15 protein-coding genes are annotated in these 14,486 nt (G+C 46.3%); all 15 read right to left on the reverse strand.

Annotated features, from left to right (window positions below; genetic code table 11):
* Positions 1–262 precede the first annotated feature (262 nt).
* The 15 genes from hpaC to H8A87_RS13065 all read right to left on the reverse strand — a co-directional run bounded on the left by hpaC (position 263) and on the right by H8A87_RS13065 (position 14,329).
* The gene (gene hpaC, locus H8A87_RS12995) at positions 263–781 is read right to left on the reverse strand and encodes a 4-hydroxyphenylacetate 3-monooxygenase, reductase component (protein WP_198690372.1); all 519 of its coding nucleotides are present in this window, start codon (positions 779–781) and stop codon (positions 263–265) included.
* A gap of 21 nt (positions 782–802) precedes the next feature.
* Positions 803–2,365, reverse strand: coding sequence for a 4-hydroxyphenylacetate 3-monooxygenase, oxygenase component (hpaB, locus tag H8A87_RS13000; protein ID WP_198690373.1), 1,563 nt, complete (start codon positions 2,363–2,365; stop codon positions 803–805).
* A gap of 250 nt (positions 2,366–2,615) precedes the next feature.
* Positions 2,616–3,191: a hypothetical protein gene (locus H8A87_RS13005; protein ID WP_198690374.1), complete on the reverse strand. Its 576-nt coding sequence runs from the start codon at positions 3,189–3,191 to the stop codon at positions 2,616–2,618.
* Between the two features lie 26 nt (positions 3,192–3,217).
* Complete coding sequence (locus tag H8A87_RS13010; RefSeq protein WP_198690375.1) at positions 3,218–3,781, reverse strand: hypothetical protein; 564 nt, start codon at positions 3,779–3,781, stop codon at positions 3,218–3,220.
* 88 nt (positions 3,782–3,869) lie between these two features.
* Positions 3,870–4,427 carry a hypothetical protein gene (locus tag H8A87_RS13015; RefSeq protein WP_198690376.1) on the reverse strand — a complete coding sequence of 186 codons (558 nt, stop codon included), beginning with the start codon at positions 4,425–4,427 and terminating at the stop codon, positions 3,870–3,872.
* Between the two features lie 27 nt (positions 4,428–4,454).
* Positions 4,455–5,348, reverse strand: a complete 894-nt coding sequence (hpaA, locus tag H8A87_RS13020) for a 4-hydroxyphenylacetate catabolism regulatory protein HpaA (RefSeq protein WP_198690377.1) — start codon at positions 5,346–5,348, stop codon at positions 4,455–4,457.
* A gap of 24 nt (positions 5,349–5,372) precedes the next feature.
* Positions 5,373–6,755, reverse strand: a complete 1,383-nt coding sequence (gene hpaX / locus H8A87_RS13025; protein WP_198690378.1) for a 4-hydroxyphenylacetate permease — start codon at positions 6,753–6,755, stop codon at positions 5,373–5,375.
* A gap of 151 nt (positions 6,756–6,906) precedes the next feature.
* Entirely contained in the window at positions 6,907–7,713 is an 807-nt protein-coding gene (gene hpaI, locus H8A87_RS13030; RefSeq protein ID WP_198690379.1) for a 4-hydroxy-2-oxoheptanedioate aldolase, read from the reverse strand.
* Between the two features lie 19 nt (positions 7,714–7,732).
* Positions 7,733–8,536, reverse strand: coding sequence for a 2-oxo-hept-4-ene-1,7-dioate hydratase (hpaH, locus tag H8A87_RS13035; protein ID WP_198690380.1), 804 nt, complete (start codon positions 8,534–8,536; stop codon positions 7,733–7,735).
* A gap of 6 nt (positions 8,537–8,542) precedes the next feature.
* Positions 8,543–10,015: an NAD-dependent succinate-semialdehyde dehydrogenase gene (locus H8A87_RS13040; RefSeq protein WP_198690381.1), complete on the reverse strand. Its 1,473-nt coding sequence runs from the start codon at positions 10,013–10,015 to the stop codon at positions 8,543–8,545.
* Between the two features lie 61 nt (positions 10,016–10,076).
* Positions 10,077–10,466 carry a 5-carboxymethyl-2-hydroxymuconate Delta-isomerase gene (locus H8A87_RS13045; protein ID WP_198690382.1) on the reverse strand — a complete coding sequence of 130 codons (390 nt, stop codon included), beginning with the start codon at positions 10,464–10,466 and terminating at the stop codon, positions 10,077–10,079.
* An 82-nt stretch (positions 10,467–10,548) separates the two neighbouring features.
* Positions 10,549–11,421 carry a 3,4-dihydroxyphenylacetate 2,3-dioxygenase gene (hpaD, locus tag H8A87_RS13050; protein WP_198690383.1) on the reverse strand — a complete coding sequence of 291 codons (873 nt, stop codon included), beginning with the start codon at positions 11,419–11,421 and terminating at the stop codon, positions 10,549–10,551.
* A 51-nt stretch (positions 11,422–11,472) separates the two neighbouring features.
* Positions 11,473–12,939, reverse strand: a complete 1,467-nt coding sequence (gene hpaE / locus H8A87_RS13055) for a 5-carboxymethyl-2-hydroxymuconate semialdehyde dehydrogenase (protein ID WP_198690384.1) — start codon at positions 12,937–12,939, stop codon at positions 11,473–11,475.
* On the reverse strand, positions 12,936–13,700 hold the full coding sequence (locus H8A87_RS13060; RefSeq protein ID WP_198690385.1) for a fumarylacetoacetate hydrolase family protein: 765 nt from the start codon (positions 13,698–13,700) through the stop codon (positions 12,936–12,938). The genes hpaE and H8A87_RS13060 overlap by 4 nt, the downstream gene beginning before the upstream one ends.
* Entirely contained in the window at positions 13,697–14,329 is a 633-nt protein-coding gene (locus H8A87_RS13065; RefSeq protein ID WP_198690386.1) for a fumarylacetoacetate hydrolase family protein, read from the reverse strand. The genes H8A87_RS13060 and H8A87_RS13065 overlap by 4 nt, the downstream gene beginning before the upstream one ends.
* Positions 14,330–14,486: the final 157 nt, after the last annotated feature.

Here is a 14,486-nt window from a genome sequence, read left to right on the forward strand (position 1 = left end):
TATTGAAATCTATATATTAAATTTTTATTATAAATATAACTCTCAAATTGTTATTCACTTCCTTACTCCTCGCTGCGCGGGGAGTAAGGGATCTTCATCATCTGAATGTAGCACTATTACGAAAAGTTATTTAACTATTCAATTGAAAAGAGATATTAATGAGAATTTGGAGATGAAGGCTCTTTGATAAAGAACCTTCATATCAGGAGGCTATGTTTAGGAAGCTGTATTGAGCATATTTTTATTTAAATATGCGTTTATTTTAAGCAATAGTTGCCATGCTTTTATCCATCACCGGATGAAAATCACGCTTAAAGTAAATCAGCCCATGACCTTCTTCGCGAACAATGATCTGTTTTATTTCGACTAGATAAACATAGTGAGTACCTATTTCCTGTACTTGCTCAATATGACCTTCCAAATTGGCGAGCGTCCCTTTCAGCAGGGGCTGCCCTTGCATGCCGGTTTGCCAAATATCCCAATTGAAGCGCTCTTCCATGCTGACATCGGTCATTCCTGCAAAATGACGTGCCATCAACTCCTGTTCATGATTCAGGATATTGACACACAGATGACCATTTTCCTGAAATACCGGATTCATGGCGCTATTGCGATTAATACATACCATCAGGGTTGGAGGCGTATCTGTCACAGAGCACACCGCCGTTGCAGTCATACCGCAGCGTCCGGCAGGGCCATCCGTGGTGATGATATTCACCGCAGCGGAAAGGCTTGCCATCGCATCTCTGAAACGCAGGCGATGTTCATTTTCTACAGACATAATAGGCCTCCTGCTGCTGATTTACTTCAGCAGCTTATCTAACAGGTTAATATCACGGTTATTGTGTAAATGGGGTCGGGTCCAGCCATCCAAATCATAATCAGAGAGACAGCGATCCACTAATTCCGTCATTTTCTTCATATTGCCGGAGCCATGGGCATGACGCAGACATTGCAGGCGAATTTCATCCTGACTACCAGCATAATTGATTTCATATAATTCATGGCGACCGCCGAATTCACTGCCAATGGCATCCCACATTAATTTCAAAATTTTAATTCGTTCTACATGGTCAATGCCATTAGAGCCACGAACATATTTCTCAAGATACTTATTGATCTCAGGATTATTCATATCACGCACACTGGATGGCAAATAAATCAAGCCGCTGGTGACATTGCTTTCAATGATATTTTTGATTTTTGTATAAGCCATGGGCGCCATCACGCGATAAGTCTGAATCGCTTGGGTATCCGGCAGATAAGCGCCATTTTCCCACTGTTTGGCTTCTGCCCACATGGCATCGGTCAGTGACCAGAACAGATTGCGCCATGCGACGACTTCGCCCAGATCGGCCTGAACACCGCGGAAATCCACCACACCAGTGCATTCAAGACTCTTTTGCAGCAGCCCCGTGATGAAATCCAGCTTCACCGCAAGACGCACACAGGCCTGCATGGGGAACAGACGTGCAAAACCGCTTTGTACCGCCCAATTACGGGCGCGATCAAAATCGCGATAAATTAACACGTTTTCCCACGGGATTAATACCTTATCCATGACCAGAATGGCGTCATTTTCATCAAACCGACTGGAAAGAGGATAATCGAAAGGAGAGCCGGTTGCACCAGCCACTAATTCATAAGAGGCGCGAGAGATTAATTTCACGCCATCGGCATCCATTGGTGCAACAAACATCAGGGCAAAGTCGGGATTATCGCCCATCACCTGCGCAGAGCCAAAACCGATAAAATTATAGTGAGTCAGCGCTGAATTGGTTGCCACAACTTTGGCACCACTAACGATAATCCCGGCATCCGTCTCTTTTTCTATCTGGATAAAAACATCTTTAACCTGATCTGCCGGCTTATGGCGATCAATCGGCGGGTTAACAATCGCATGATTGAAGTAAATGCAACTTTCCTGAATACGTTTATACCAGAGACGGGCATTATCGGCGAATTGCCCGTAATACTCAGGATAAGCGCCTAATGAACAGCAGAACGCGGCCTTATAATCTGGCGATCGTCCCATCCAACCGTAATTCTGGCGTGACCATTCAGCAATGGCATCGCGTTGTTGGCGAATATCATCTGAGCTGGTGGCAAAGCGGAAGAATTTATGTGTGTAGCCTCCATTGCCGGTATCAGTATTCCAGCAGAGAGTATCGTGGGTTTCTGGAGAATGCAGGGCATCATATAACTGACCAATAGAGGCAGCCGCATTACGAAAAGCTGGATGTGTTGTGACGTCCTTTACTCGCTCACCGTAGATATAAATTTCCCGGCCATCCTGAAGTGAATTCAGATACTCTTTGCTGGTAAAGGGGCGTTTATGGTCGGCACGCAAATCTTCTAGTTTCATGGCTACCTCATCATTGACATAATCCCCCTATTTGACCTTGTTATTTATATGGGGATTAAATGTTAATTTAATGTTTCTTTGTCTTGATTGATTGAAGCACTAAGGGGATTTTATTGAAGAGATAATTAGAAGGTTTTCGGGTACTTTTCGGTAAAGTCAGGAGCTTTATTGTATAAATGTGATCAACTGTCTGTTTTTATTATTATGATATCTTTATTTTCTATAACTTTATTTTCTATATCTTTATTTTCTATAACATAGTGCAATTATTTCTAGATATGTTTTCCCCATAACGATAGCGTAAGATTAATTCGCCTATGAATGGGGTTTTTCTGCCATAAGCGCTGCTTGGATAAACCTGATTACTCCAAGGATCACAAACCACAGACTCATGATTCCATGTACTGGGTTCTGTTTCATTTCCGGCGACTCGGCCAATTACAACAATGGTATGGCCTTGTCTTCCTCTGTCATCAATATCGATATCAAACAGATCAAGAGGCTTTACTCCCAGCATCTTAAGATGAGAAAATGCGATTATTGCTTTTTCCCCACAATTCCCTAGCTTAGATTCCGTAGCATTTGCGCTGGTTAGAAGAATCATCTTTCTATAATAGAGTTTGGAGTGTGTATTACCAACAACGGCTCTTAGATTTTCTTGAATTGATTTTCGTATGGTATCCAATTCACTATTGGCTCTACGCATATTATTTTGTTGTCCAATTGATTGCCTTGGCAATTGATTCGGTGAGATAACACCAACTGAAATATTTACATAGTTTATAGCTCTTCTTGCTAAAAACAGATTATAGGGAAGCGATGCCATAATTATTTCTCTCTTATTTCTAAAAATTATTCATAGCGATACTCTAAAAGTAAATCTCCTTGGAAAGGAACATTAGCACTATAGTTCTGTACTGAGTAGGCTTTATGGCACCAAGGATCACAAATGACAGCTTCACGATTCCAGGTGGCGGGTTGAATGGGATTTCCTGTTGTTCTACCAATAACGATAAAAGCATGTTTTTCTTGCCTTTGATTATTCATATCTATCGCAAAAAAATCAAGAGGCTTTGCGCCTAGTAATTTTAAATGAGCAAGTGCAATACACGATAATTCTCCACAATTACCAACTTTTCTCTCTGTAGCGTAAGCACTAGTAATTTTTGAGAAATAATTAAAAAATTGCTTGTTATTGGCTAAACAACCTGTTCTGTTTAAACTATCGCTTAAAGTTAAATATAATTTACTATAAACAACCCTGCGGATATATGCTAACTCATTATCAAATTGTATTCTGTTATGTACATTACCTCTTGTTACGGGATTAAATTTGTTAGGAGAGATAATGCCCACTTTTATATTCACATAATTAATTGATCTTCTTGCTAAAAAGATATTTCTGGCTAATGTCATATCTATATTTTCCTATAATTACGTTCGCAAAGATCGATGAATTTCTGTTTTCTGTTTTCTCTATTTTGATGTAATTCTGGTATGAATATTAGCTGTATCGATAGAGTAAGGTTAATGTTCCTGCAAATGAGATATGGTTATCATAAAGATAACTTGGGTAAGCTTGATCACCCCAGGCATCACAAATCGTAGCTTCATGATTCCATGTACTAGGTTGCTGTGGAATACCATTCGTTCTGCCTAGAACGACAAATGAATGATTATTTCTTGCTTGATGCTCGTCAATTAATAAGAAAATATCAAGAGGTCTTGCCCCTAAAAATTTTAAACGAGAGAATGCAATGGCGGCTTTTTCTGAACAATTACCAAGATGAAATTTAGATGCATAGGCACTGCGAGCAATTATTTTATATAACATATTGTTGTTTGATAATTCTCCTGTATTCTCAAAATGATGGAATTCCCTCCTTTCTACAGTATCATTGATAATTTGACGCATATTCAGCATTGCACGTTGATAATCTTCCAAAGTTAGAATATCTGCATATGAGTCAACGTTTATTGTATTCAGAGACAATACCCCTATTTCCTTATTCACATAATTAATGGCTTTTCTTGCCAAAAAAATATTTCTGGCTAATGTCATATCTATATTCTCCTATGATAATGATAATTAATTATTTTCTCGCCAAACACTCGGTGAACATCCCACTAATCGATTAAAAAACCGGGCAAAGTAAGCAGGGTCTTTAAATCCGAGCTGATAGGCGATTTCAAACACGGGGCTATCACTGAACAGCAGCAGGCGTTTTGCTTCCCGCAATTGCCGATCAAATATTAACCTCTTTGGTGGGCGATTGGCAAACCGCCGGCACATATCTTTCAGGCGCGATTCTGTAATCCCTAATTTTTCCGCATAATCCGGTACGGCAAGATGTTGGTGAAAATATTGATCAACCAATTGGTTAAAGCGCTGGAACAGCTTCAATTCCCCTCTCACCCCACCAGAACGATGATCGTCAAGGAGAATGCTACGCAATAAAAAAGTAAACAAGGACTGGGCCAGAAATGCCAGTGATTGCTCACGACCCGCAAATTGATTGACTGATTCACGCTTAATCAATGCCCAATAGTGATTGAATGTCTCTAACTCATCGGGTTTATCCGCCACAGAAAGACAGAGAGCAGGAATATCAACCAATTCCCGATGAGTAGGATAAAGTGAGCTGAGTAGTGGAGTTATCAATTCTTGACGGATCGTCAGTACATGGCCGTCAGTATCTTCTTGGGTGAAAAAAGCATGGGGAACGGAAGGTGGTGTCAGGATAAACAACGGTGCCTGAACAGAATAACGCTGAGCATCCAGTTGCAGTTCAATCCGTCCAGTCACCAGATAATGCAGTTGGAAAAAACTGTCATGGCGATGCGCCTGCATATCACGACCAAAGAATGCGGCCAGACGACCAAAAGTTTGATAGTGAACATCATCCGAACCCTGTGTTTCATCATAATCTTTGCTAATATCGATATTGGCAATAATGGGTTTGGTCATATTGGATGCAGACATCGATTTTTCCTTTCTTCTCGTCATTTATGATGTTATTCGTGGTCTTGAATGCTTCATTGGGATTATCAACACCATTAATGCACCGATGAGCAACAATCCCGCGACAAAATAGAGTCCTGCGTTGAAACTGCCGGTTTGATCTTTCAGCCAGCCGATCAGCAGCGGGCTGACTGCCGATCCTACATTTCCTGTTGCGTTGATCACTGCAATCCCAACGGCGCGGGCGCGCAAGCTGATGGATTGATCCGGCGTAGTCCAGAAGACCGCCATAGCAGTAAACGATCCGGTGGAAGCCATGATGATCCCCAGCAATTGCACCATGCTGTTATCGGTCAGTGAAGTCAGAACCCAGCCCGCCGCTGCAAACAGGAAGGGCAGGGCGGTGTGCATTTTACGTTCTTGCAGGCGGTCTGAGCGGCGGCTCCAGTAAATCATGCCCAAGATTGTGCAGAATTGCGGAATAGCAGTCAGAATGCCGATGACTACGTGGCTGCTGCTCTGATTGAAACTCTGCATAATCTGTGGTGTCCAGATATTAATGGCGCTCAGGGTATTGGTCAGGCAGAAATAAGCGAAGGTATACATCAACACAATCGGGGTGAAAACTTCGCGCCATAAGCTGGTTTTTTGTAGAGCATGCGTATTGGGTTGTACCAGCGAAAGCTTATCGTTTTCTATCATCTCTTGAAGGCATTGCTTATCTTCACGGGTCAGCCACTTGGCTTTTTCTGGAGAATCATCCAGATAGAACCAGACAACAAAACCGAGCAAAACAGAAGGGAAGCCTTCCAGCAAAAATAACCACTGCCAGCCACGCAGATTCCAGATGCCATCCATTTCCAGAATATAGCCAGAAGCCAGCGAACCAAATGCCATCGTCACGGGCATGGCAACCATAAACAGTGCGTTGGCGCGGGCGCGATAATAGGCCGGAAACCAATACGTCAGGTAGACCAAAATACCCGGCAAAAAGCCTGCTTCTGCAATGCCCACCAGCATACGCAGGATATATAAGCTCGTAGGACCAGTGGCAAACATCGTCGCGGTAGAGGCGATCCCCCATAACACCATAATGGTGGCAATCCAGCGGCGGGCGCCCACAATACCCAGCATCACATTGCTGGGAATGCCGAAGATCACATAAGTGGCGTAAAACAGCGTGGCCGCCAGCCCAAACATCGTGGACGTTAAGCCGAGATCTTTTCCCATCGTCAAACCAGCAAAACCAATATTGATGCGATCCAGAAAAGAGAACACGAACAGGACAAAGAGAAAAAGGATCAGACGCCGAAATAATTTATTGATGACATTTTGTTGTTGAGCGGTGAGTTTTTTATGTTGGGAAGCCGGACTGTTTGATTCTGGTGGACTGTCTGATTTTGGTATGGTGTCAGGTGGAATGCTCATTGTCGTTTCCTTTTTTATTGTTTTTAGCAAACTGTTTTTAGCAACCTGTTCTTAGAAAACTGTTTTTAGGAAATTCAACTGCAATGGCAGATGTCGCGATGACCATCTGCCGTGTAGGATAATGGGCCGTAGTGTTGCCAGTAATGAGAATTTAATAAACGTTGGATGATGGTATGCGTTGTTCCTCCCGAATTTTACCGAAACTCGCAGCCAGAGCGTTGGCAGCTTCTGTCAGTAACGTTGTATCAACGCCCACGGCAACAAACAGGGCACCCAGATCAAGGTAATGTTGAGCCACATCAACATGGGTCATCAAAATGCCAGCCGCCTTGCCCGAAGCCTTGATTTGAACAATGGCTTGTTCAATTGCTGCCTTAACTTCAGGATGCTGCGGATTACCCATGTGCCCCATATCCGCACTGAGATCCGCAGGGCCGATAAATACACCATCGACACCTTCGACAGCCGCTATTTCTGGCAGATTTTGCAAGGCTTCGCGAGTTTCTACTTGTACCAACACACACATTTCGTCATTGGCCCGGGACAGATAATCAGGGATGCGATTCCAGCGAGAGGCTCGCGCCAGCGCACTGCCCACGCCGCGAATGCCTGAGGGTGGATAACGGGTGGCTCGAACAGCTTGATGCGCTTGTTCCGCATTTTGTATCATCGGGAGCAACAATGTTTGAACACCAATATCCAACAATTGTTTGATCATCACCGGATCATTCCATGCTGGGCGAACGACAGGTTGGCTTGGATAGGGGGCAATGCCCTGTAACTGGGCAAGAATAGTCGAAATATCGTTGGGGGCATGTTCGCCGTCAATCAACAGCCAATCAAACCCCGTTCCTGCCAGAATTTCCGCGCTGTAGCCACTGCATAACCCAAGCCATAATCCGATTTGTGGCTGCCCTGCTTTTAGGACTTGTTTAAATCTATTCGTTAGTTGATCCATAGTTTCACCTTAGGAGACTTTAAACAAAGTGGCAGCTGATTGAGCCCAATACACCATAATCTACATGAAAGGTATCACCTTTACGTGCAGGGACAGGTCGGGTGAAGGAGCCAGACAGAATGATCTGACCCGCTTCAAGTTGAACGCCATGTGGTGCCAGTTTATTGGCAAGCCACGCCACACCATTGGCCGGGTGATTGAGAACTGCTGCCGCCACGCCGGATTCTTCAATCACACCATTGCGATAGAGCAGGGCACTGACCCAGCGCAGATCCAGTTCATCTGGCTTGATCGGGCGACCGCCCATAATGACACCGCCATTGGCGGCATTGTCAGAAATCGTATCGAACACCTTACGCGGGCGCTGAGTGTCAGGATCGATGTTGTGACAGCGAGCATCGATCAGTTCCAGCGCCGGAATGACGTAATCTGTCGCGTTATAAACATCAAACAGTGTACAGTTTGGGCCACGCAGTGGTTTTGCCAGCACGAAGGCCAGCTCGACCTCAAGGCGCGGTACTATAAAGCGTTTGCAAGGAATGTCACCGCCGTCTTGAAAAAACATATCATCCAGCAGAGCACCATAATCCGGTTCATCAATCTGTGAACTGGCTTGCATGGCCTTAGATGTCAGGCCGATCTTATGTCCCTTGAGAACCCGGCCTTCCGTGATTTTCATATCTACCCATTCGCGCTGAATGGCGTAAGCGTCCTCAATCGTCATCTCTGGAAAATCCAGTGAGATTTGGCGGATCTGCTCACAGTTTCTTTCTGCCTGATGTAAACGGCGTGCAACCTGTGATACGACTTCTTGCTGTAGCATAGGGTATTAAGCTCCTTTAGCTTCTAAGCCTCCGAAACAGAGGTATTTCACTTCCAGATAATCTTCGATACCGTAACGTGACCCCTCACGTCCCAGTCCCGATTGTTTGATACCGCCAAATGGGGCGATTTCGTTGGAGATCAAACCCTCATTGATGCCCACCATGCCGCTCTCCAGCGCTTCCGCCACGCGGTAAATCCGGCCAATGTCGCGGGAATAGAAATAAGCGGCCAAACCAAATTCCGTATTATTGGCGATGCGAATGGCTTCGTTTTCATCACGGAACTTGAACAGTGGTGCCAGTGGGCCGAATGTTTCTTCGTGGGCGACTTGCATGGATTCCGTGACATCAGCCAGTACCGTTGGCTCAAAGAACAGGCCACCCAGTGCGTGGGATTTGCCACCTGCCAGAATACGTGCTCCTTTGGAAACAGCTTCGCTGATATGTGCCTGTACTTTATCCACTGCGGCTTGATTAATCAGCGGCCCTTGTTGTGATGTTCTGTCACTGGCCGGGCCGACTTGAAGTTGTTTTACTGCTTGCGTCAGACGTTCTGCGAAAGCGTCGTAAATGCCTTCCTGTACCAGTATGCGATTGGCACAGACACAAGTTTGTCCGCTGTTACGGAACTTCGCCCCCATCGCTCCTTCTACGGCAGCATCAAGGTCAGCATCATCAAACACGATAAAGGGCGCATTGCCCCCTAATTCGAGGGAGAGTTTTTTTACGGTATCGGCGCTTTGTGCCATCAATAACTTGCCAACACGAGTAGAACCGGTAAACGAGAGCTTGCGCACGATAGGGCTTGAAGTCAGCACTTCACCAATTGCTTTGGCATCCATCCCCGTTACGATATTCAGGACGCCCGCCGGAATGCCTGCCTGTTCTGCCAATACTGCCAGTGCCAGCGCAGAGAACGGGGTTTCAGCCGCAGGTTTCAGCACCACCGTACAACCCGCAGCCAATGCTGGGCCAACTTTACGGGTGATCATCGCATTGGGGAAATTCCACGGTGTAATCGCGGCAACAACACCAATCGGTTGTTTGATGGTGGCAAGGCGGCGACCCGGCATTGGAGAAGGGATCGTTTCGCCATAAATGCGTTTACCCTCTTCAGCAAACCATTCGATAAAACTGGCACCGTAAGCAATTTCTCCCATTGCCTCTGCGTGGGATTTGCCCTGTTCCGCACTCAATATTTCGGCCAGGGTGGTTTGGTTTTCCATCATCAGATGGAACCATTGCTTGAGCTTTTGGCTGCGTTGCTTGGCAGTCTGCGCCCGCCAGGCAGGAAGCGCATTCTGGGCGGCTTCAATGGCACATTGTGTTTCTGCGGCGCCCATATCACTGACATTGGCAATCACTCCACCATTGGCGGGGTTGGTCACTTCAAAGGTCTTTTTATTTTCCGCATCAACCCATTGACCGTTGATATAAGCCTGTTGGCGTAGCAATGATGTATTCAGATGACTTGTCATGGTTTCCTCTTTACTTAATAAAAATAGACTTTAGTGTTCCCAATTATGCCATCTATAGTCGTTACTCTTTTGCGTTAAACAGGTTATGAACATTATTGGATTTATAATTCAGCACGGGATCGAGTTCTTCCATCGTGAAAGAAAGGCCAAGATAGCGCTGTGCCACCAAGTTGGCAAAATGCGCTTTGATTAAGGTAAACAACATTTCTCCGACTTTTTGCCGATCTTCGAGGCTGCGTCCGGCACCAATTTTCAGCGTCATGTGAACGAACGCATAATCTTGTTTACCATCCGCCATTTGCCATGTATCCAACCAAATGGCACGGCTGCGGATACCGCCCAGAGGGAAAACGCCCGTATCTGCCAGCGCTTGATTCACTTTGGCAAACAATTCCGGCAACTTGGCTTCTTCACGGATATTTTCAGTACATTCAGCGTAAAAATGTGGCACGGTTTTCTCCTATCAGGCCTCGGTTTTATAGACTTGGGTCTTATCGACTGCTGTTAGCGACAGCCCTTTCATTAATCGCTCATTAACAGCGTAGTTCGGTAATATAGTCCGGTAATGGGAAAACAGCGTTAACCTGCCCTGTCCCTGAACTTGCGAACAACTCCGTCAAAAACTCCACCTTGCCGTCATAACTATCCCAACCGAGCAGGCCAAGCAGCATCACGGTATCGTGCATGTTGCCTTCACCACGGCAATATTGCGCATATTCCGGCAGCATCTTGCAGAATTCCTTGAACTGGCCTTCTTTCCAAAGCTGCACAACGCGGCGATCCATCTGCTCATCAAACTCACGGGTATAACTGTTCATGCCTTCTTCGGCGCGTTGATCCTCAATGAAACTGTGTGACAGAGAGCCGCTTGCCAGCACCGCAACCGTACCATCATATTTCTCAATCGCCTGTAAAACCGCTTCTCCCAGTTTACGGCTGTCTTCAAAAGCATGGACAGTACAAAAGGCAGAAATTGAAATCACTTTGAAATGGCTATCACTGTTCATATAGCGCATCGGCACCAGCGTGCCATATTCCAGCGTCAAGCTTGGGATCTCGTGTGATTGCGCACGAACCCCCATCTGGCGAGCCTCTTCCGCAATCATCCGGCCCAGCTCAGAATTACCGTCATATTCATAGGTCATATCGCGGATAAAATGCGGCAGTTCATTACTGGTATAGATGCCGGAGAAATGGTCGGCACAGTTAATATGATAGGCGCTGTTAACCAGCCAGTGAGTATCGAACACGATAATCGTATCGACACCCATTTCACGGCAACGGCGGCTGATCTCTTTGTGTCCGTCGATTGCACTTTGTCGGCAACCGTGATGCTTGCCCGGCAATTCGGACAAGTACATAGAAGGTACGTGTGTAATTTTTGCTGCTAACGCTAACTTTCCCATAAATCCTCACTTGATATCAGGATGGCGAACCGTGGTTAACGCTGAGATTGATCAAATGCCCCAACGAGGAATAGGATGCTCTCCCATTGAAATACAGACGTTCTTCACTTCGGCAAAGACTTCAAAACTGTATTCCCCGCCTTCACGCCCTATACCGGAGGCTTTTATGCCGCCAAATGGCTGACGCAGGTCGCGAACATTTTGGGAATTGACGAACACCATCCCTGCCTCAATACCACGTGCCAGACGCAAAACTTTGCTTACATCTTGTGTCCAGATATAGGATGCCAGGCCATACTCCACATCATTAGCCATGCGTAGCCCATCCTCTTCGCTCTTGAACGGTAGCAAGCAAGCAACAGGGCCGAAGATTTCTTCCTGTGCCACGCGCATCCGGTTATCTACATCGGCCAGTACGGTAGGACGCAGGAAATGGCCATTTTTCAGATGAGTAGGTAAATCGGCTGGTTTATCGGGGCCTCCCGCTAGCAGTGTCGCGCCTTCTTCGATCCCCAAACGAATATAGTTGGAGACTTTTTCCCAATGTTGCTGGCTGATCAGGCTGCCGACTTGCGTATTGGGATCTTGGGGATCACCGACACGCAGCCGATTGGCGCGTTCGGCAAAGTGTTTGACAAATTCGGGATAGATGCTTTCCTGGATGAAAATACGGGAACCTGCCGTACAGCGCTCGCCATTGAGGGAGAAAATGGTGAACAGGGTGGCATCCAGAGCGCGTTCAATATCTGCATCTTCAAAGATCAGGACGGGGGATTTTCCACCCAACTCCATGGAATATTTTTTCAGCCCGGCATTCTGCATGATCAGGCGACCGGTTGCCGTCCCGCCGGTGAAAGAAATGGCACGCACATCATGATGTTTCACCAGCGCATCGCCTGCGGTGCGGCCGTAGCCTTGTACCACATTCAGCACGCCTGCCGGAATACCGGCTTCCAGTGCCAGCTCTCCCAGACGGTTGGCCGTCAGCGGAGAAAGTTCGGACATCTTCAAAACGGCAGTATTTCCCAGTGCGAGACAAGGCGCGACTTTCCACGTTGCTGTCATGAAAGGCACGTTCCACGGGGAGATCAGCGCACAAACACCGACAGGCTGGATCAGCGTATAATTGAGCATCTTGTCATCAACGGGATAGGTGCGTCCGTTCATCTGCTGGCAAGTTTCAGCAAAGAAATTGAAATTCTGGGAAGCCCGTGGGATCAACACATTTTGCGTCTGGTGGATGGGCAGACCGGTATCCTGGGTTTCCATCGCAGAAATAGCGGGAACATTTTGGTCGATTAATTCACCCAAACGGCGCATCAAGTGAGCACGCTCTTTCATCGGGGTACTTGCCCACTTGGGAAAAGCCTCTTTGGCGGCAGCAACAGCCTGATCAATCTCTTCCTGTCCTCCCGACGCAACTTCCGCTAGTACTTCACCCGTTGCGGGGTTGAGAGTGTCAAAATAGGTTTTGCTGCCAACGTTCTTGCCGTTGATCCAATGATTAATCGTGGTCATGACAAACTCTCCTCATATTCTTGCTGGCTGACAATGTGATTCACCAGACGCCCAATCCCTTCAACTTCCACAATGACCTCATCACCGGGAACAACATCGGACAGCCCTTTTGGCGTTCCGGTGGCGATCATGTCGCCCGGCTGTAATGTCATGAAATCGCTGAGATAGGCAATCAAAAAAGGAATGTCGAAGATCAAATCGGCTGTCGTGCCTTGTTGACGTAACTCACCATTCACCCAGGTTCTCAAGCTCAGATTATGGGGATCGGTAATCTGACTTTTATCCACAATCCACGGGCCAATCGGGGTGAGCGTATCGCGGCTTTTGACGCGCAGATTGGGGCGATAGTAATTCTCCAGATAATCCCGGATGGCGTAATCATTACAAACGGTATAGCCCGCAACGTAATCCATGGCATTTTCTCTGGAAACTTTGTGGGCAAGTTTGCCAATCACGACAACCAATTCCGCTTCATAGTGCATGTATTCCACATTGTCAGGGCGGACAGAAACCTGACAGTGTCCCGTTAAGCTATTGGCTGCCTTAATAAATACCAGCGGCTCTTCCGGTGGTTTAAACTCCAGCTCTGTTGCGTGGTCGGCATAATTTAGCCCCAATGCGAACAGGGTTCCGTTGGCGGGGGGAAGCCACAAAACATCTTCACTGCTTACCGTGCTCCCATCAGGCAGGATAATATTTTCCCATTTGTCAACGGTGACATTCAGGTCTTGGCCCTGATAATGAATTTGGGCGTGTTTCATGCCTGACCTCCCGCCAGTACAACCGTGTTTTCCAAGTTAGGGAAACCTTCGGCCTTGACCGTGATGTGATCGGCAGGACGGAGAGTGACGCGCTGGTGGGGCGTTCCCAGCAGGATGACATCGCCTTCTTTCAACGTGGCGAACTCACTTAATGCCGACAGAAGTTCAGACGCTGAACGGACAAGATCTTGGGTAGACCAGCGATCAACTTCCTGACCATTGATCTCAGTCACGATATCGAGTGATTCCACCGTTTTTACCTTAATCATTTGACCTATCGGACAAAAACCATCCCGACATTTTGCTTTAATGGCGGGGCGGTAAAAAGATGTTTCTGGCAGGCTGATTTCATTTGCCAATGCGTAGCCAGCAATATGCTGATTGGCATCCTGAATAGAAACTTTGCGTGCAGTTTTGCCAATCAACAGTGCCAGAGTTGCGCCGCTTTGTACCGTTTCCCCGATGGGATAGGGGATCGCATCGCCTGAGTCAATCACGGTATTGCGGGGTTTGATAAACCAAATTGGAGTTTTGGGGGGGACTTTATAAGGTGCTTCGTGAAACGTCTCATGCCAGAAATTGATCTGGCTACTATGGTTGAGGGCGACGGCAAAAACAGTGCCTTTCATTGACAACTCCTTGAAACCTGAACGACGTATTGGAAGGTTGTTTATTAATATATTAATAATACATATGATGGCAATCTTCAATATGTTAATTCGATTGTTAATTTTAATTGTGATCTATGTAACAAGGTCTTATTTGTGATTATTAGCACAACATAAA

This window comes from Xenorhabdus lircayensis, from assembly GCF_016306625.1.
Classification (GTDB): Bacteria; Pseudomonadota; Gammaproteobacteria; order Enterobacterales; family Enterobacteriaceae; genus Xenorhabdus; species Xenorhabdus lircayensis.